The organism is Lentzea sp. NPDC036955, from assembly GCF_055608005.1.
In genome coordinates, this window is sequence record NZ_JBVJRC010000002.1 from 454,043 (window position 1) to 472,366 (window position 18,324).

Annotated in this window: 15 protein-coding genes; 7 read left to right on the forward strand and 8 right to left on the reverse strand. The window is 72.0% G+C overall.

Translation table 11 applies throughout. The features are described from left to right. Positions 1–21: 21 nt before the first annotated feature. Positions 22–585 carry a TetR/AcrR family transcriptional regulator gene (locus ACZ7CF_RS07235; RefSeq protein WP_360383853.1) on the reverse strand — a complete coding sequence of 188 codons (564 nt, stop codon included), beginning with the start codon at positions 583–585 and terminating at the stop codon, positions 22–24. Between the two features lie 115 nt (positions 586–700). Here ACZ7CF_RS07235 and ACZ7CF_RS07240 point away from each other — a divergent pair, with 115 nt between their 5' ends. From ACZ7CF_RS07240 to ACZ7CF_RS07250, 3 genes are all read left to right on the forward strand, one after another. Continuing rightward, positions 701–1,135, forward strand: coding sequence for a DUF6069 family protein (locus ACZ7CF_RS07240; protein ID WP_470369123.1), 435 nt, complete (start codon positions 701–703; stop codon positions 1,133–1,135). A 230-nt stretch (positions 1,136–1,365) separates the two neighbouring features. Continuing rightward, positions 1,366–3,390 (forward strand): MGH1-like glycoside hydrolase domain-containing protein, encoded by a 2,025-nt coding sequence (locus tag ACZ7CF_RS07245; protein ID WP_470369124.1) that lies wholly within the window; start codon positions 1,366–1,368, stop codon positions 3,388–3,390. A gap of 75 nt (positions 3,391–3,465) precedes the next feature. After that, positions 3,466–3,927 carry a YybH family protein gene (locus ACZ7CF_RS07250; RefSeq protein WP_470369125.1) on the forward strand — a complete coding sequence of 154 codons (462 nt, stop codon included), beginning with the start codon at positions 3,466–3,468 and terminating at the stop codon, positions 3,925–3,927. A 97-nt stretch (positions 3,928–4,024) separates the two neighbouring features. Here ACZ7CF_RS07250 and ACZ7CF_RS07255 read toward each other — a convergent pair whose 3' ends face one another. The 3 genes from ACZ7CF_RS07255 to ACZ7CF_RS07265 are packed head-to-tail and all read right to left on the reverse strand — an operon-like array spanning position 4,025 to position 6,655. After that, the gene (locus ACZ7CF_RS07255; protein WP_470369126.1) at positions 4,025–4,696 is read right to left on the reverse strand and encodes an AIM24 family protein; all 672 of its coding nucleotides are present in this window, start codon (positions 4,694–4,696) and stop codon (positions 4,025–4,027) included. 19 nt (positions 4,697–4,715) lie between these two features. Continuing rightward, on the reverse strand, positions 4,716–6,071 hold the full coding sequence (locus ACZ7CF_RS07260; RefSeq protein WP_470369127.1) for a DUF2867 domain-containing protein: 1,356 nt from the start codon (positions 6,069–6,071) through the stop codon (positions 4,716–4,718). Between the two features lie 11 nt (positions 6,072–6,082). Then, positions 6,083–6,655 (reverse strand): hypothetical protein, encoded by a 573-nt coding sequence (locus tag ACZ7CF_RS07265; protein WP_360383837.1) that lies wholly within the window; start codon positions 6,653–6,655, stop codon positions 6,083–6,085. Positions 6,656–6,885: 230 nt separating this feature from the next. Between ACZ7CF_RS07265 and ACZ7CF_RS07270 the strand changes: the two genes are divergently transcribed. Continuing rightward, entirely contained in the window at positions 6,886–10,011 is a 3,126-nt protein-coding gene (locus tag ACZ7CF_RS07270) for a GH92 family glycosyl hydrolase (RefSeq protein ID WP_470369128.1), read from the forward strand. Positions 10,012–10,400: 389 nt separating this feature from the next. Continuing rightward, positions 10,401–10,937, forward strand: coding sequence for a hypothetical protein (locus ACZ7CF_RS07275; RefSeq protein WP_360383820.1), 537 nt, complete (start codon positions 10,401–10,403; stop codon positions 10,935–10,937). A 21-nt stretch (positions 10,938–10,958) separates the two neighbouring features. On the opposite strand, the gene ACZ7CF_RS07280 is transcribed toward ACZ7CF_RS07275, so the two are convergent. Both ACZ7CF_RS07280 and ACZ7CF_RS07285 read right to left on the reverse strand, forming a co-directional pair. Next, positions 10,959–12,473 (reverse strand): hypothetical protein, encoded by a 1,515-nt coding sequence (locus tag ACZ7CF_RS07280; RefSeq protein ID WP_470369129.1) that lies wholly within the window; start codon positions 12,471–12,473, stop codon positions 10,959–10,961. A 159-nt stretch (positions 12,474–12,632) separates the two neighbouring features. After that, complete coding sequence (locus tag ACZ7CF_RS07285) at positions 12,633–14,807, reverse strand: hypothetical protein (RefSeq protein WP_470369130.1); 2,175 nt, start codon at positions 14,805–14,807, stop codon at positions 12,633–12,635. A 221-nt stretch (positions 14,808–15,028) separates the two neighbouring features. On the opposite strand from ACZ7CF_RS07285, the gene ACZ7CF_RS07290 reads away from it, so the two are divergent. Next, the gene (locus tag ACZ7CF_RS07290; protein ID WP_458432415.1) at positions 15,029–15,319 is read left to right on the forward strand and encodes a DUF4342 domain-containing protein; all 291 of its coding nucleotides are present in this window, start codon (positions 15,029–15,031) and stop codon (positions 15,317–15,319) included. 65 nt (positions 15,320–15,384) lie between these two features. Here ACZ7CF_RS07290 and ACZ7CF_RS07295 read toward each other — a convergent pair whose 3' ends face one another. Then, a complete protein-coding gene (locus ACZ7CF_RS07295; protein WP_360383811.1) occupies positions 15,385–15,915 on the reverse strand; it encodes a GNAT family N-acetyltransferase in 531 nt (176 codons plus the stop codon). Positions 15,916–16,321: 406 nt separating this feature from the next. On the opposite strand from ACZ7CF_RS07295, the gene ACZ7CF_RS07300 reads away from it, so the two are divergent. After that, complete coding sequence (locus ACZ7CF_RS07300; RefSeq protein WP_470369131.1) at positions 16,322–17,020, forward strand: glycoside hydrolase family 11 protein; 699 nt, start codon at positions 16,322–16,324, stop codon at positions 17,018–17,020. Between the two features lie 58 nt (positions 17,021–17,078). Here ACZ7CF_RS07300 and ACZ7CF_RS07305 read toward each other — a convergent pair whose 3' ends face one another. Further along, positions 17,079–18,260 (reverse strand): hypothetical protein, encoded by a 1,182-nt coding sequence (locus tag ACZ7CF_RS07305; protein ID WP_470369132.1) that lies wholly within the window; start codon positions 18,258–18,260, stop codon positions 17,079–17,081. Between the last annotated feature and the right edge of the window lie 64 nt (positions 18,261–18,324).

Below are 18,324 nucleotides of genomic sequence, written 5' to 3' on the forward strand. Positions count from 1 at the left end.
GCAAGACTGCTGGCCAGGTGCCTAGTCGGCCAGGTGACCGCGCAGGAACCGGCGCACGACGGTCTCGGGGTCGGCGGGCGCCTGCGTGGCGCGCTGGTCGATGCGCCGTGCGATGCCGCGCATCATCACCGGGCCGACCAGGGCGAAGAACGTGTGCCGCGGCGGTTCCACGACCAGGGCGCCGCGCCGCTGGTGGTGCAGGACGACCGCGTCGACCTTCTCCAGCAGTGACTCCGGCTCGGCCAGCACGGCCGCGACCTCGGGGCTGAACTTCGCCTCCCGCATCAGGGTCAGCACCACGCCACCGCGCGTCTCGTAGAGGCGCGCGTAGTAGTTGACGATCGTGAGCAGGTCGGCGGCCACGTCGTCGCCCGGAGTGTCGATGTCCAGGGAGAACCCGGCGAAGCTGCTGCGCACGGCCTGGCGCAGCAGGTCCTTCTTGGAGCCGAACCGGCGGAACAGGGTCGCCTCGTTGATCCCGGCGGCGTCGGCGATGGCACGGGTCGTCGCGCGCTCGTAGCCCTGCTCGGCGATCACCGCCAGCACCGCGTCGAACACCGCCGCGTCGGTCACCCGGCCAGCCACTCAGCCCTCCCCGATCGTCCGACAATGCAAGTGGACACTTGCATTGTCGGCGCCGGATGGCTACCTTCGTTTGCAAGTGACCGCTTGCAATTCAGCCTACCGAAGGACAGGGCCCATGGCCGACACCAGCCTCCCCGCACGCCCCGCAGGTCTCGCGCCCAGCACCGGTGAGGTCGTCGTCGGCCTCCTCGGCGCCGCGGTCATCTCGACCGTCGTCAACGCGGTGATCGCCCTGGTCGCGGCCAAGTTCATCCCCGAGGGCACCGAGCGGATGGGCCTCGCCCTGAACGAGTACGCGCCCGCCACGGTCATCGGCATCGCGCTCGGCACGCTGGGCTGGTACCTGGTGCGCCGCTTCGCCGGCAACCCGCGGCGCGTGCTGCGCGTGCTCGTCCCGGTCGTCGTCGTGGTCTCGTGGATTCCCGACCTCGGCATCCTCGCCGGGGGCGCGTCCGTGGTGAACTCGCTCGCGCTGATGGCGATGCACCTCGTGGTCGCCGCAGCCACCGTGCCGGTGCTGATCCGCATCCTGCCGCTCGGCGCCCGGTGAGCCGCTGAGGAGCGCGACGGGGACCGCGCCGACGCCACTGCGGCGCAGGACCCCGGTCGCGTGGTCCCGGGCCGCACCGCCGCCGCGGCCCGGGACCGCACCGCCGTCCAGTCGGCGCAACGCCGTGACAGAAGCGGACAGGATCTTCTCCGGCACGGTCCGTGAGAGCGTTCCCGTGGTGCACTGCTGATCGGCTCCGGGCGGGTCCGGTGCCGAGGGAGGTGCGGCGGATGGGTCCCCGGCGGCGGATCGGACATGTCCTCCTGGCCCTGCTGGTGGTGAGCGGCGCGGTCACGGCCGCCACACCGGCCGCGGCGGTGGTCACACCGCCGTCACTGCGGTTCGCCAACCCGCACAGCCAGGCGCTGTACGGCAACGCCTACGCGACCGCGCTGGACAACCTGTTGCGCCGCAACACCATCGCCTACGACACCCGCTACAACAAGAGCGGCCTGCTGGACCCCGGCACCGGCATCGTCCGCGCGGGCGGCGGGTACGAGCAGCCGTGGACGCGCGACGCGTCGATCAACAGCTGGAACGCGACGAGCCTGCTGGACCCGGCCCTCGCGGAGAACACGCTCTGGGCGGTGGTGGACAAGGACTCCACCGGTGCGCTGCGGGTGCAGCAGGACGACCAGCAGTGGGACCAGGTCGTCTGGGTCACCGCCGCGTGGCACCACTACCTCGTCACCGGCGACCGGGAGTTCCTCGCCCACGCCCACCGCACCGCCGCGAACACCCTCGCCATCCGGGAGAACGCGAGCAGCGCCGGCTTCAACCGCACCTACGGGCTGTTCACCGGCGCGTCGTTCTTCAACGACGGCATCGCCGGCTACCCCGCGCCGCCCGCCGACGCGACCGAGTCGGTCAGCACCGGCAGCATGCCGTGGCCGGGCATCGCGAGCGGCATGTACCTGAGCACCAACGAGGTCTACTACGCCGCCTACACCGGTGCCGCGGACATGGCCGACCGGCTGGGGCTGCCGCAGCAGGCCGCCGCGCACCGCGCCAAGGCCGCCGCGCTCAAGGCCGCGATCAACCGGCACTTCTGGAACCCGGCGACCGGCCGGTACGACTACCAGCTGCTCGCCGACGGCACCCGCGGCGCCCACCAGGAGGGCACCGGGCTCGCGTTCGCGATCCTCTTCGGCATCGCGAGCCCAGCGCAGGCGCGATCGATCGTCGCGAACGCCCGCGGCATGACGTGGGGGATGCCCGACACGTTCCCGCACTGGGACCGCTACTCCGACGCCCAGCCCGGCCGCCACAACGCGATCGTCTGGCCGCTCGTGCAGGGCCTGTGGGCCAAGGCGCTGGCCCGGCAGGGCGACACGAACCGGTTCGCCGCCGAGACCGCCCGCCTCGCGAAGCTCGCCGTGAACAACAGCGGCTTCTGGGAGGTCTACAACGGCACCACAGGTGTGGTGGACGGCGGCTACCAGCGGCTGGGGGACGCGGTGAAGTTCCACTGGGGCTCCGAACCCGACCAGACGTGGTCAGCCACGGCGTTCCTGGACATGGTCCACACCGGACTGTTCGGCCTCGGGTACACCGACCGGGGGCTCACGTTCGCGCCGAACCTGCCCGCGGGCTGGGGCGACGTGACCCTGCGCGACGTGCGCTACCGCGGCGCCGACCTCACGATCTCCCTGCGCGGCGCGGGTTCCACGATCCGCTCGGTCACGGTCGACGGCCGGCCGTCGCGCGCCGAGGTGCCCGCCACGCTCACGGGTGCGCACACCGTCGAGATCACGCTGACGGGAGCCACCGACGGCGACCGCGACGGTGACGGCGTCACCGACGCACGGGACCGCTGCGCCGACACCGCCGGCACGGTCTCCGGCTGCCCGGCACCCATCCACCTGGAGGCCGAGGACGCCCACAACACCGGTGGCGTCAAGACGAACGTGAACCACACCGGCTACTCCGGCCGGGCGTTTCTCGACGGGCTGTGGGCCCAGGGCGCCGCGTCGTCGTTCACGTTGCACCGCACGACGGCGGAGCTGGGCTCGGGCGCGCTCACCCTGCGGTACGCGAACGCTCACGGCGACGCCCGCACGATGACGCTGTCGGTCGACGGGCGGGCCGTGCGCCAGGTGAGCTTCCCGAAGGTCTCCGACAGCTGGGACGCCTGGGGCACCGTGACGTTCGACGACGTCCCGCTGACCGGCCGCGACCCGGTGGTCACGCTCTCGTACGGCGCCGGTGACACCGGTGCGATCAACCTCGACTGGCTCGCCTGCCGCGGCGCCTGAGCGGAGGTGACCCACCGGCTGGGTGGGTGTGACGCACCCTGCCGGGCGCGCGTGCGCGGTCCTACCGTCGAGATCATGAACGCTGCACAGGTGATCGCGGACCAGCACGAGCGGTGGGTGTTCGGCTGGGACCGCCGCGAGGGGGACGAGCCCTTCGACTTCCGGCGCGTCTTCGGCGAGCTCTACGACTTCGGCTCACCGGACGTCCGCCTCTACGACGACTTCGACCCCGGGCACCGGGTCGCCACCTCGGCCGCCGGGTACGGCGCGATCTGGGAACCCGCCTTCCGCACCACGACCTCGGCGCACCACGTGATCGACGACGGCCCGCACGTCGTCGCCGACGAGAACCTGGCCGCGTCCACGCTGCGGTTCGTGGCGCGGATCGTGACGCACGAGCAGGTCACGCACATCCGCACCACGACCTCGCTGGTCTGGCGCCGGACACCGGACGGGTGGCGGATCGTCCGCGAGCACAACTCGACCGAGGTGCTGGACCCCGTCCAGGACGCCGAGGTGCTGGAACGGCTGGGGTGACGGGAGCAGCTGGTCCGAAGCGTGTCCTCACCCCGCACATCGCGGTGTCCGTGGCGGCCGGGCGGCTGAGCGGCAAGGCCGCTCAGCCGGGGCCCCGTCACTGCGCGGTCGGCACCGGGTGGCCCTCGGACGCCTGCACGACGACGATGCCCTGACCCGACAGCGCGAGCTGGTAGGCCTCACCCGAGCCGCGGCCGATGACCGCGCCGAGCTTGGCGGTCTTGCGGATCGACGACTGCAGCGAGGTCGACCACAGCACGGCGGACTGCATGTCGACGAACGTCGGCACGTCCACGTTCAGCACGACCGGCGTGCCGTAGGCGGTGACGGCCAGCGCACCGGTGCCGGTGAACGTGGTGTTGAACAGGCCGCCGCTGAGCATCGACGCGCCCTCGGTGCGGTTGATGTCCCACGTCAGCGTGCTGTCGAAGGCGAGGACGTTCTTGCCGTTGACGGTGACTGCCTCGTTCTCCAGGTACAGCACGAAGATCTCGTCGGCGTCCTGGGCGAGGAACACGTCCCCGCTGCCCGACACCTTCATCAGCGACATGCCCTCGCCGGTGAACGCCTTCTTGAACAGCTTGCCGAGGCCGCCGGCGCCCTCGTAGGCGAAGTCGACGTCGCCCTGGTAGGCGACCATGGAGCCCTGCTTGGCGAAGAAGTGACCGCCGCTGCCGGTGAGGTCCACCTTCAGCATGCGTTCGTTCTGCAGTTGGAAGCTTCCCGGCTCGACGGACCGTTCCTGGTGGTTGAACAGTGAGCTGCGCATGCGGGAATCATGCAGGTGATCATGGGCGCGTGCACGCCTTTCGGACGATTCCGCGTGCCATTGTGGCGAACACGATGTCGTGCAACGGTTTCTGCGCCACCCAGTACAGCCGGCCGAGCAGCCCGTCGGCGGTGAACGTGATCTTCTGCCGGTAGCGGGTGCGGTCGCCCGCGCGGTCCACGCGCATGTCGAGCAGGGTGTGACCGGGCATCTTCATGTCCGCCCGCAGCACCAGCTGCCGCGCGTCGTCGTCGCGGTGCACGACGGTCCAGAAGTCGACCACGTCACCCTCGCCGACCTCGGGTGCCCGGCCGCGGTACAGGCCGATGCCGCCGAACAGGTGGTCGATCGCGCCCCGGACCGTCCACACGAGGGGGATGGTGTGCCAGCCGTCCTTGCCTCCGAGCGCGTTCACCGTGCGCCACACGTCCTCCGGTGCCGCGTCGGTCAGGACGGTCCGCTCCTCGGTGAACACCTCGCCGTCGGTGCGCTCGTCCACCGGGGTGGTCGCGGCGCGGATGGCGTTGTCCACACTGGTCAGACCGCCGGGCGGTGCGGGCAGCACGTCGGTGACCGGGGGAGAGGTCGCGGTGAGGTCGTGGTCGAGCGAGGCGAACAGCGGTTCCGCGACGGCCGCGGACACCGGTGTCACCAGCCCGGCGACCTGTGCGGCCAGCTTGTGCGACCACAGCGGTGCGGGCAGCGGCATGCGCACGGGCAGTCGCAGCACCCGCGCGCACCGCTGCACCAGCTCCAGGTAGCTGAGCTGCTCGGGCCCGAGGACGTCGAACACGCCGTCGACCGGTTCCGGCAGGTCAGCGGCGGTCCCGAGGAAGTGCACGACGTCGTGGACCGCGACGGGCCTGCTCGTGTTGTGCATCCACGACGGCACCGGCACCCACGGCGTGAGCCGCGCCGAGGACCGCAGCAGCTCGAAGCTCGCCGAACCGGCCCCGATGACCATGGACGCCTGCATGACGAGCGCGGGCACCGGTCCCGCGACCACGACGTCACCGACCTCGGCCCGGGACGCGAGGTGCGCGGACAGGCCGGGGGAGTCGGGTCGCGGCCCGCCGACGTAGACGACCTGCCGCACGTCCGCGTCCGCCGCCGCGGTGACGAGCACCGCGGCGGCCTCGCGGTCGACCTCGGCGAAGTCGGGACGGTCCAGCGAGTGCACCAGGAAGTACACGACGTCACAGCCGGTCACGGCCTCCCCGACCACGTGCGGGTGCGTGGCGTCGCCGACGTGCACCAGCACGTTCGTGGGGAACCGGGCCGCCTGCGTGCCGTCGCGGACGAGCACCGCCACGTCGTGGCCGTGCCGCAGCAGCTCCGGCACGAGGCGCGACCCCAGGTGCCCGGTCGCGCCCATGACGAGGCACCTCACCGGATGCCGGTTCTGTTCTGCAACGCCCCGACCTTGATGCCGTACAGGAAGAACACAGCCATGAACACCTCGATCTGCTGCTGCGACGTGAGGCCGTCGAGGTCGACCGCGACCTCCGTCTCCCGCACGTCCGCCGGCTCGGCCAGCCGCCGGTTGAACACCGCGCGCGCCACGTCCTGGCTGCGTTCGTCCACTTCGGCGTGGAACAGCATGCGCAGGTCGCAGTCGGGCGGCAGCGGGTGGCGGACGAGCTCTGCGGGGTAGCGGGCGGTCGTGACCCGCGCCGCCGTGTTGAGCGCGTGGGCGATGAGCTCGGCCCCCTTGCCGAAGTGGTCGACCATCGCGACCAGCTCGTCGAGCGTCGCGACGTCGTCCTCGATGCTGACCGGTGTGGCGATGTCGAGGTCGAGGCGTTCCATGGCCATCGCGACGTTCGCGAGCACCTGCGCGGGGTCGACGACGAACCTGTCGCCGAGGTGGGCGCTCGCCCGGTGGTGGTGCGGATCCAGTAACTCCTGCGCCTCACGGTCGAGGTGCGCGTGCAGGAGGTCATCGTGGTCGGTCGTCACGCGCAAGACGTGCCCACTTTCGGGTGAGCGCAATCGTCCCTCCACGAAGGAGCGACGGCGCGGTTGGCAGCCGGTACCATCGGGTACCTCCCACCGATGCGGGCCGCTGCTCCCGCAGATCGCCGCATCCCGCTGGCCGTGCCCCATCAACGAGGACGGCCTGTCCCGAACCGGTCAAATCACCGCCGACAACGTTGACAGCCCTCCACGTCTGCGGAACGTTCCGATACATGCGCAGCAGCGGAGTGGTGGGTCTGGCAGCCGCGTTCCTCCTGGTGGTCCCGCTGGCCGCGTCGGCGCAGCCTCAGACCCCGCCACCGCTGGTCGCCGACCCGACCGCCCACGTCGACCCGTTCATCGGCACCGGGAAGGCCGGCGCCGCCGTCGGCGAGATCAACAACTTCCCCGGCCCGTCCGTGCCGTTCGGCATGGTGCAGTTCTCGCCGGACACCCTCGGCTCGTACGCCGGCTACCAGTACCACAGCGACAAGATCCGGGGGTTCAGCCTCACGCACGCCAGCGCGGGGTGCAGCGTGTTCGGTGACGTGCCGATCCTGCCGGTCACCGGCGCCGTGGGGGAGCAGCCCTGGGACCGGGTGGAGACCTTCCGGCACAGCAGCGAGCAGGCCGGACCCGGCCACTACGCGGTGACGCTGGAGGACTCGCGGGTCCGGGCCGAGCTGACCGCCACCACCCGCACCGCTCTCGCGACATTCACGCTCCCCGCCGACGGGCACGTGCTGGTCAAGGGCGGCGCGAGCCTCTCGGGCAACTCCGCGGCCGACCTCACCGTCGAGAACGACACCACGGTCACCGGTTCGGCCAGCACCGGCGGTTTCTGCGGCAAGGCCAACAAGTACACCGTCTACTACGCCATCACGTTCGACCGGCCGTTCACCGCGAAGGGCACCTGGGACGGCAGCACCGTCACGCCGGGCAGCGGCAGCGTCCGGGCGCCGCGGGCCGGTGCCTACCTGAGCTTCCCAGCGGGGCAGGTGAAGGCCAAGGTCGCGCTGTCCTACGTCGACGTCGACGGCGCCAAGCGGAACATGGTGCAGGAGGTGCCCGACTGGGACGCGGACCGGGTGCGAGCGGACACCAGGGCGCGGTGGCGCACCGAGCTCGGCAAGATCCGCGTCGCGGGCACGAACGCCGACGAGCTGAAGACGTTCTACACCGCGCTGTACCACTCGTTGATGCACCCCAACACGTTCAACGACGTGGACGGGCGCTACACCGGCTTCGACGACCAGGTCCACACGCTGCCCGCCGGCCGCACCCAGTACGCCAACTTCTCCGACTGGGACACCTACCGCAGCCTCGCGCCGTTGCACGCCATGCTGTGGCCGCGGCAGGCGAGCGACATGGCGCAGTCGCTGGTCAACGACGCGGTGCAGGGCGGCTGGTGGCCGCGCTGGCCGCTCGCCAACGACCACACCGCCCAGATGACCGGCGACAGCTCGGTCCCGCTGATCACGAACCTGCACGCCTACGGCGCGCGCGACTTCGACCTCGCCACCGCGCTCAAGTACCTGGTCAAGGGCGCGACCAGCGTCGACACCACACCGGGCGGCTACCGGGAACGGCCGGGCATCGACGAGTACGTGCGGCGCGGCTACCTGCCCAACACCGACGTTGCCCGCGGCGACCACGCGCGGGCCGGTGCCTCGATCACCCTGGAGTGGTCGGTCGCCGACTTCGCCATCGCCCAGCTCGCGCAGGCCGCCGGTGACCGCGCGACGGCCGCCGAGTTCGCGAGGCGGGGCCAGAACTGGCAGAACCTGTTCAACCCCGCCACCGCGCACGTCCAGCCGCGCGACGGCGCCGGCCGGTTCCCGGACGGTCCCGCGTGGCCCCCGTCGGCAGGCGGCTTCGGCCAGGACGGCTTCGACGAGGGCAACGCGGTGCAGTACACGTGGATGGTGCCGCACAACCCGGCCGGCCTGATCACCGCGATGGGCGGCCGCGACGCCGCGGCGACCCGCCTGGACGCGTTCACCACCAAGCTCAACGCCGGCCCGTCAGAGCCGTACATGTGGGCGGGCAACGAACCGGCGTTCGGCATCCCGTGGCTCTACAACCACACCGGCCGCCCGTGGCGCACCCAGCAGGTGGTCCGGCAGATCATGACCACGTTGTTCAACGCCACCCCGGACGGCGAGCCCGGCAACGACGACCTCGGCGCCCAGTCCTCCTGGTACGTCTGGGCCGCGCTGGGCCTGTACCCCGCGACACCCGGCACGTCCGACCTGGCCGTGCACAGCCCCCTGTTCCCGCGGATCGTGCTCGACCTGCCCGGCCGCGACCTGACCATCACCGCGCCCAAGGCCTCCGCCACCGCGCCGTACGTGCACGCCCTGCACCTCGACGGCCGCGACCACGAGCGCACCGGCCTGCCGCGCGACCTGCTCCGCACCGGCGGCCGGCTCGACTTCGACCTGGGCACCACCCCGGACCGCGACTGGGCCACCGGCGCCGACGCGGCCCCACCGTCCTACCGCGACGGTGAGCACGACTTCCTCGCGAGCGCCGACAACCTGGTCACCGTGCGCCCCGGCGGCACCGCCGAGCTGACCGTGTCCGCGCGCAGGCTGGCCGGCGACGACCGCACGCTGTCCGTCACCAGCGCACCGCCCGCCGGCATCACCGTCACCGGCCCGCAGCGGTTCCCGCTCGCCGACGGCCAGGTGAAGCTCCAGGTGGGCGCAACCGCACCCGAGGGCTACCACGACGTCCCGCTGACCATCAGGGGTGAGCACCACACCGTGACCACCGCGGTCACCGTGCTCGTCGCCCCCGAAGGCAGCCTGGTCACCCGCTACGGCAACACCGGCGTCTCCGACGATGACGACAGGTCGCAGGCGAACCTGGACGGCGCCGGCAACAGCCACTCCCGCCAGGCCCTCGCCGAGGCGGGCCTGACCGGCGGCACACGCGCCGAGGTCGCCGGCACGACGTTCACCTGGCCCGCCACCCCGCCCGGCCGCCCGGACAACGTCGCCGCCGACGGCCAGACCGTGACCCTGACCGGCGGCCCGACACGGCTGACGTTCATCGGCGCCGCCACCAACGGCGACCACCGCGGCACGGCCACCGTCACGTTCACCGACGGCACCACGGCACCGGCGGACCTGTCGTTCGGTGACTGGGTCCTGCCCGGCGGCAAGCCCGACACCCCGGTGTTCGGCAACACCGTCGTCGCGCACCCCCGCTACCGCAACGTTCCGCGCGGCGCCACCGGACCGGCGTTCGTCTTCGCCACCGCGCCGTTCGCCGCGCCGGAGGGCAAGGTGATCGCGAGCGTGACCATGCCCGTGGACAGGCAGCTCCACGTGTTCGCCATCGGCACGGGGTGACGGTCTCGTAGCGCTGCAGCAGGTCCGCGAGCGGCGGGCAGCCGTCGCACGCCGCACCCGTGGCGGTGCCACCGGGCGTTCTCTCCACGGAGTGGGCTGCAGGTCGAGCAGGCCGTTGCGCAACGCGAACAGCGTCGCCGTCGACCGGGACGACGCGCCGGTCTTGGGTAGATCCGCTCGATGTGCGTGCCTGCGGTCTTGCGGGAGATGCCGAGCCGTTCGGCGACCTCACCTGCTCCATCGGCAGGCTCCACCCGCGCAGCGCAGCTCCGCGATCAGCGGGTCAGTATTGATGATTGCTTCAGTGTAGACTAAATTCAAATCACCGGTGTGATGACTGACTGGAACCCTGCTCAGACCCCAACACAAACGCGGGTAGCGTGAGAGCCGTGGTGCAGGTCTTCATCCAGCCCTCGTACGGCACACCCGGAGCGCGCAGGCACTGGGCCGACTCGCTGGAACGCGCGGTCGAGTTCCGCGCGTTCGACCCCGATCCGGCGGACTCGGCGCGGCTGGCGGCCGTGCACCCGAGTGGCCGGGCGCGGTTCTGGGGTGCGACGGCCAAGCACGACCGCAGGATGGACACCGTGACCACCGGTGACGTCGTGCTGCTCACCGGCCGCAAGCACGTGCTGGCCATCGGCGAGGTGGGGCACTCGTTCCGCGACCCGGCGTTCGCGCGCCGGCTGTGGCGGCCCGATCCCTCGAAGTGCTTGTGGAGCAACGTTTACAGCCTCCGACGGTACTGGCCGGTGCTGATGCCCTACGAGGAGATCTGGGCGTTGCCGGGTTTCAGCACCGGCGACAACTTCATGGGGTTGCGCTTCCTCGCGCCCGAGAAGGCCGCCGTCGTGCTGGCGCACACCGCTGCCGACCGGCGCCGCCGGGGCGCGGCGGAGAACGACGTGTGCCCGGCCGGGGTCTGACCGCGTCCACAAACGCTTGTCCTATCGCGACGGAGTCCACTCGGGACGGTTCGGAGCAGCGGAACCGGCCCACCACCCGGCCGCGCACATCACGAACGACCACACCACCGCGGTGACCAGCCCCAGCTGCGTGGCGAGGTCGTGGTCGGCCGGCCAGCCGGCCGTCCAGCCGAGCAGCGGGGCCAGGAACGCGACGCCCGCGAGCACCGCGGCGACACCGACCACCACGGCGCGACGCCGGGGCACGGAGTCCTGGACCAGGGTCAGGGTGACGCCGACCGCCGCCACGCCGAGCGCGTAGAGCAGCGGCGCGGGCGTGGTCTCGTCCGCCGTGGTGAAGAAGAAGCTCACCCAACCGGCGACCGGCAGGGACGACGCGAGCAGGGCGGCGAACGGCAGCAGCGCCTTGGGGCGGGTGCGGGACCGGCTGACGGCCACCGCCATGCCGAGCAGCAGGGCCAGTGCGGTGACCAGGCCGGCGTGCCGCACGTGGTCCCCGATGGCCTGGCCGAACCCGGTGAGCGGGGAGGGGCGGACGTCCAGTCCGGTCGCGGGGACCACGACCGGCACGGCGCGCCACGTGCCGTCGGTGCCGCGGACGGCCATGCCCTCGGCGCCGTTGGCCACGAACACCTCGTGCCCGCCCGGCACCTGCCGGACCAGCAGGTCCACGCTGGCGATCTTGGAGCTGCGGTCGACGCCGCTGGGGATCAGGTGCCGGCGTTCGATGAACGACCACCGCGCGGCCGGCACCTCCCAGGCGGTGCGCCAGGTCCGGCCGCCGTCGGTCGTCTCGTCGACGCCGAGCAGGCGGCCGCCGCGGGGCGGGGTCTCGTCGAGGTCCAGCTCGCCGCCGCCGTGCACGCGGTAGCAGTGTGCGGCGGTGCCGGGCACGCACGCCTCGGTCTGGAGCCGGTGTTCGGGCGAGGCCTGCGGCAGCGGGGCCCAGCCGCCGAGGCCGGTGGGGGAGCCGTAGAACCGCTCCTCGATCTCGACCACGACCCGTCCGCCGTCCGCGGCCCGCACGGAGTCGACGGCCGGCAGCGAGACGTAGGGCGCCGAGGTCGCGCCGACCGCCAGCACCGCGAACGGGACGGCGAGCACCACCCGCAGCCGGTGCGCGAGGCCGTCGGGCAGCGGGGGAGCGGCCGCCGCACGCCGCCACGTCCACCAGGCGAGGCCGAGCGCCGGGAGCGCCACCAGGTCCGTCGGGTCGGCCAGCACCACCGACGGGCCGTTGACGAGCGACCACGCCGCCGACGCGACCTCCGCGCCCACCGCGGTCGTCTTGACCCACGCGAACCCGGCACCGGTCAGCGCCACCGCGGCCGCCGCACCCGCCCGGCCCGCGCGGAACAGGCCGGCCAGCAGGCCCAGCACGGCCGGTGCCACCACCAGACCGGCGACGTCGCTCAGCTTGCCGGTGACGAGACCCGGCCACGCCCGCTTGAGCACGTGGTCGTTCAGCAGCAGGACCGCGGCGGCCCCGAGCGACACCGGATGCGCCACCCAGCGCAGGAATCCCCCAGCTCTCATGCCGGACAGCCTGCGTACCCGTGATCACGGCAGCGACTCGGCCCGGCGTCGGATCAGCGCGGCGGACAGACGCGGGTTCGTCCGTCAGCCGGTCTCACCGGTCACCGAGGTGCCTGGTGAAGGTCGCCTGACCGGCAGCTCCGGCTGGGAGCCGCCACCTCACCGGCCGAGGAACGCCTTGATCTCCTCGCGCGTGCGCCGGGAGACCCGGTGATCCTCCGCCAGCTTCCGCAGTGCCTCCTTCCCGCGCTCCTCGTCCACCTCCACGGCCTTGCGCCCCGCCTCGAAGCGGACCGCGTCGGTGTCGAGGTCGCCGACGACGTGCAGCAACCACTTGAGCCGCTGCTCACCGGGCAGCAGGCAGGCGGCCTCGATGCGGACCTCGCCCGCACGGCGCTTCTTCACGATCTTGTCGATCACCTCGGCGGCGAACTTCCGGTCGATGCCCACGAGCGCCTTCGCGGCGTCCAGCCGGTGGTCCGCCGACTGCGCGAACAAGCCGATCTGCCGCAGCTTCCCCTTGCCCCGGCCGCCCGCCTCCCGCAGCAGGCTGACCTGGAAGGAGATGTCCGAGGGGAACATCTCGGCGAGCCGCGCCATCAGCTGTTCGCCGGCGTCCTTCTTCATGCCCACGACCTTGCGGGCGGCCTTGAGCATCAGGTCCCTGTCCGAGGTGGTGGTGGTCGCGATGAGCTCGTAGAGCGTGATGGCCTTCGCCTTGTCGAACGCGCCGGACTCGACGGCGAGGATGCGCAGCTCCGCAGGCCTGCCGGTGTCCCGTGCGACCTTCTCCAGCGCCTCGGCGGCGGGGCCGTCCGCGAACTTGAGCGCTTCCAGGAGCAGGTCGACCCCGGCGCGGTCCACCGCCCTGTGAGTCTTGGCGATGTCGATGAGCAGCAGGCCACCGGACTTCGGCTCGGCCTTGCAGATCCTGCGGGCGCCGACCAGCCGGCGCTCGCGGCTCTTCTTCGGGTTCGCGGCGAAGGCGTGCAGCGCGGTGACGGGGCCGCCATGGTTGACGATGGAGAGCGCGGCGGCGAGCTGGGTCTCCTCGTCCTCCGCCTCGCGGGAGAGCCGGGCGAGGTCGGAGAAGCGGCGGGACGGCACGAGGTCGCCGATCAGGTGCACCGCCTCGAGCCGCACGGGACCGGCGATCTTGCGCCGGGGCGGCCACGCGACCCCCTCCGCGATGCGCAGCGCCACCCGCGCGTCCCACGGGCGGACCGCCCTGGCGACCGCGACCGGTGTGTTCTCGGTGCTCGCGCTGTCCGCGAACCGTTCGGCGGTCCTGACGGCCTCGGCCTCGTCGGCCTCGGCCAGCTGCCCGAGGTGCGCCAGCCGTGCCGCGTCGCTCAGGGTGCCCTCGCGGCCGATCAGACCGGCCCACAGCGCGGTGTCGCCGCTGAGCCTGGCCGCGTCCAGCCGCCGGTCGCCCATGTCCGGGTCGGCCGCGAGGCAGCGGTAGGCGTGCAGGCCGAGTGCGGCCTCCTGGCGCCAGATCAGCCCGGCCACGTCCAGCCGTTCGGTCCGCCCGCCGGTGAGCGTGCCCGCCAGCAGGCGCAGGCACTGCTCACCGCGCACCGGGTCCATCTCGGTCAGCACCTCGACGGCGTTGAACCGGCGCAGGGAGGGCGTGTCCCGGTTCTGCAGCCGGGCCAGCCGCTCCAGCGCGTCGGCGGTCTGCTCCGGTTCGAGCTCGCGCAGCGTGGCGACCGACGCCCGCCACGCGCCTGCCTCCCTGCGGAGGTCGGCGAGCTGCTCGTGCAGCACCCCGACGGTCTTCTCGCGCAGGTCGTCTGCGGGCACCAGGCGCCGGTGGAGCAGTTCGGCGACGAAGTGCACGTGGGTGTCGGCGTGCTTGGGGCTCAGCAGGGCTTCGAGCCGCTTGCGCAGCATCGCCTCGGCCGTGTCCCACCACAGCGCCACCTGGTACTGCGCGACCCCGCTGTTCTTCCGCCACGCGCCACCGGGACGCAGGAACGCCTTCTGACGCAACCAGAAGCGGAGCCTGCCCCTGTCCTCGTGGACCGCGCGGCACGCGGCGAGGAAGTCGCCCATCCGGTCGGGGACGAACCGGACCACGCCGTTCCGCTCGGCCACGACCCCGTTGTCGGTCAGGAGCCGGTGCAGCGCGGCGATGTCGGCCGCGCCGTCGAGCCGGTGCTGTGCCGCGGTGTGCTTGAGCGCGTCGTGGAAGTCGTCGTCGAGACACCGGTCGGCGAGGTCTTCGAGGAACGGGCCCGCCTTGCCGTTGACCAGCGGGGAGCTCTGCACCGCGAGAACGTGTCGCCGCGCCGCCGCCTTCATGGTCTCGATCTCGTCGGCTGTCGTCACGCGAGAACATGCTAGGCGCGTCCAACGATCCGTTACAGGACAATAACTTGACAGTTCACATCGGTGAAAAATATGTCCACAGTGGACGTCGGTGCCCTCTGGGGGCCGGATCGGCCCTGAGGGTCGAATCAGGTGCGGATCAGGGGTAAACCCTGATGGCACCGCGCTCGCGCACGGGCACTCTGGAGTCGTCAGGGAAGACCCACGGTTCTAGGAGAGTCATGAGCGAGTCCAAGCCCGAGTCCGCCCGTTCCGCCGTCGACTCGGTGGTCGACGCCGTTCGCGGGCTGGTCAGCGAGGGCATCAACCGCCGCGTGGTCGTGCGCGACAGCAAGGACGACGTGGTGCTGGAGGTGCCGGTGGCTCTCGGGGTGGTAGCGGCGCTGGCCGCTCCGGTGGCCACGACGATCGGCGCCGGTGTCGCGCTGGTCGGCAAGTGCGACATCAAGCTGGAGGACCGCCGTCAGCCCGGCGCCCAGCCCGCCACGACGGCGGAGGCCGAGCGGGTGTAGCTCGGCCGGTCCGAGTGCGAGGCCGGTGCCGTCACCGACTGGTGGCGGCACCGGCCTGCGGTGTCCTACGGGGTGTGCTGCAGGTCGAGCCACATGATGCGAAGACCCACGAAGCCCTCGGTGGGGTGGCGGAAGGCCCCGGGAGCGACGCCGAGCGTGACGAACCCGAGGCTTTCGTAGAGGCGGACGGCGGCGGTGTTCGTGTCGACGACCGCGTTGAACTGGACGGCGGCGAAACCGGTGCGCCGGGCCCAGTCGACCAGGTCGGTGGTGAGCGCCCGCCCCACCCCGGCACCCCGCGCGTGCTCGGCGACCATCAGCGTGCCCGAGGCGACGTGGCTTCCCGGGCCCTGGCGGTTGGCGTACATGTTCGCCGTCCCGAGCACCTGACCCTCGCCGGCGGCCACGACCACGCGCGCGGGTGCGGGCAGCACCCACATCCGCCGGGCGTCGTCCTCGGTCATAGCGGGGTCGTACGGGATGGTCCGCTGGTCGGTGACGACGGACCGGATGATCGGCCAGATCCCCGGCCAGTCGTCGTCGTGCGCCTCGCGGACCGCGAACGCGGCGGAACCCCGGCCGGTGTGTGTCTGCACGACCCCATCCTGCAGACAGGAGCGTGCGGTGACCATCCATTTAGTCCTCAGCCCGCGAGCGCCCGCGGGTCCAGATGTCGTCGCCCGGCTTTTCGGGCGCTAAAATTTAGCCGCCCACAAATGCCGGAGTGCGATCCTCTGGCACTTCCGCCGAAGTTTCGAAACATTGTCGAAACTTCGCGGCAACCTTACGGAGTCGTGTCGGCACTGCTAGTGTCCGAAAAGGTTCGGCCACCGTCGACCTAGGTCTCCGCCGAATCCGGGCCGGCCGGTCGCAACCACGCAGTTGGCCATTTCCGAAAAGGCCAGCACCGACGGCGGCCCCCAGCACGATCACCACTGCCCTCGCGGCTCGCATCGCGTTGCCCGGCTGCCGTACCACCCTCGACGACGAGGAGTACTGCACATGGCTGAGGCCACTTCCCGCTCGTCCGGCCGCGTTCGCGGCCGCATGGCCACGCTCGTCCGCGGTGCCTGCATCGCGCTGGTCATGTCGCTGACACCCGGCGTCGCCGGCGCCGATGTCGGCATCACCGCCACGTGTTCGAGCCAGACGGGCAACAACGGCGGGTACTACTACTCGTTCTGGACCGACGGCGGCGGCCGGGTCTGCATGGAGCTCGGGTCCGGCGGCAACTACAGCACGTCGTGGAGCAACGTCGGCAACTTCGTCGGCGGCAAGGGCTGGAGCAACGGTTCCCGGCGCACGGTGAACTACTCCGGCAGCTTCAACCCGTCCGGCAACGCCTATCTCACCCTGTACGGCTGGACGTCGAATCCGCTCGTCGAGTACTACATCGTCGACAACTGGGGCGACTACCGGCCCACCGGCACCTACAAGGGCACGGTGACCACCGATGGCGGAACGTACGACATCTACCAGACGATGAGGTACAACGCGCCTTCCGTGGAAGGCAACAACAAGACCTTCCCGCAGTTCTGGAGCGTCCGTCAGCAAAGGCGCACCGGCGGTTCCATCACCACCGGGAACCACTTCGACGCGTGGAGCCGCGCGAACATGCGGCTGGGCGGCTTCAACTACTACATGATCATGGCGACCGAGGGGTACCGCAGCAGCGGCAACTCCAACATCACCGTGCGATGACCCCTCCCGCGGGCTGCGGTGAGCGCCGCAGCCCGCGGTGCGGGAACCCCCGTGCCGGCTACTCCCGTGGTGCCCCCTCCTCGGTCTCGGCCAGGTGCCGCACCACGGCCGCCACGTAGTCCTCCGGCCCCTCGGCTCCGCGCGCCACGACGACGGCACCCCCGTCGTCGCCGAACGCCACCACCGCCCCGGCCCCGGGATCCGGTCCGACCCGGTAGCCGGAGTTGTCGCCGAGAGCCGCGGCGAAGTCGGCCCACGTCTCGTGCGGGAACCCCTTGAGCAGGTTCACCCGCCGGGTCTGCCCCGCCCGCGCCGCCGGTGGCGTGAACACGAACAACCTGCGGTGCGCCCCGAGCTCCCTGATCACCCGGAACTCGTACCGCAGCTCCGGCCAGTCGCCAGGAGCCATGATCACGCAGCGGGACCCGGCGACCAGCTCGGCGAACTGCTCGCGCCACGAGTCGTCGGTCGCGTAGTGGCGGTCGATGCCCTCGGGCGGGAGGTAGTCGCGCGGGTTGCCGAGGCCGTGGCCGCGGCCGAGGGTCCGTGCGATCGCCGGCGCGAAGTAGTCGTCGAACGCCATCGGTTCCGGGCGGCGGAACACCTTCCGCAGTTCCGGCCGGGCGCGCGTCTCGTCGGGCTCGCGGCGCCGGAAGGCGAACAGCCTGCGTTCGTTGCCGAAGCCGCGGATCCACACCACGGCCGGGCGCGGATCGGCCGTGGGCGGGGCGTCGAGGCGGTCCGCGCGCCGGGCCGCCGCGTGGCACAGGACGTAGGCCATCGCCATCGGCAGCATGGACTGCACCGCGAGGGTCACGGGTTTCCCGTTGAACGCCAGCAGCGCGTACAGCAGCGGCGGGACCGCCACCGCCGCGTTGCCCAGCACGCGGAACGGTGTGCGCGGCCGTCGCCGCCGGCCGGACCGGACAGGGCGTGCGGGCACCAGGCGCACGGCCAGTGCCAGACCGGCCAGCGTCACCGCGACGCCGAGCACGGCGACGGCGGTGAGGACCGGTCCGTCGCCGGACCGCACCACCAGGGCGACGAGGAGCGGCCAGCCCACCAGGCCGGCGAAGGTGGACGTCGCGAGCACGGCGGGCGTGAGCGGGCCGGTGTAGCCCTTCGCCTGCGCCCGCCGCCACACCCGCATGAACGCCGCGACCGCCAGGTAGGTCGCCGCCATCCCCACGACCAGCACGGCCACGCCGACGAGCAGGGCGAGCACCGCCCGGCCCGTCACGACGCACCGGCCCGCACGCGCGGCTCCACCGTCATCGCACCGCCCCTCCCCGTGGCCGCGGACG

What these genes read in the sequence shown, in the direction of transcription:
- ACZ7CF_RS07260 (WP_470369127.1), bottom strand. Translation starts at nt 6,071, where the DNA reads ATGGGCGCGACCGGGCACCTGGGGTCGCGCCTCGTGCCGGAGCTGCTG.
- ACZ7CF_RS07270 (WP_470369128.1), top strand. Translation starts at nt 6,886, where the DNA reads ATGCGCAGCAGCGGAGTGGTGGGTCTGGCAGCCGCGTTCCTCCTGGTG.
- ACZ7CF_RS07240 (WP_470369123.1), top strand. Translation starts at nt 701, where the DNA reads ATGGCCGACACCAGCCTCCCCGCACGCCCCGCAGGTCTCGCGCCCAGC.
- ACZ7CF_RS07250 (WP_470369125.1), top strand. Translation starts at nt 3,466, where the DNA reads ATGAACGCTGCACAGGTGATCGCGGACCAGCACGAGCGGTGGGTGTTC.
- ACZ7CF_RS07255 (WP_470369126.1), bottom strand. Translation starts at nt 4,696, where the DNA reads ATGCGCAGCTCACTGTTCAACCACCAGGAACGGTCCGTCGAGCCGGGA.
- ACZ7CF_RS07245 (WP_470369124.1), top strand. Translation starts at nt 1,366, where the DNA reads ATGGGTCCCCGGCGGCGGATCGGACATGTCCTCCTGGCCCTGCTGGTG.
- ACZ7CF_RS07290 (WP_458432415.1), top strand. Translation starts at nt 15,029, where the DNA reads ATGAGCGAGTCCAAGCCCGAGTCCGCCCGTTCCGCCGTCGACTCGGTG.
- ACZ7CF_RS07300 (WP_470369131.1), top strand. Translation starts at nt 16,322, where the DNA reads ATGGCTGAGGCCACTTCCCGCTCGTCCGGCCGCGTTCGCGGCCGCATG.
- ACZ7CF_RS07280 (WP_470369129.1), bottom strand. Translation starts at nt 12,473, where the DNA reads ATGAGAGCTGGGGGATTCCTGCGCTGGGTGGCGCATCCGGTGTCGCTC.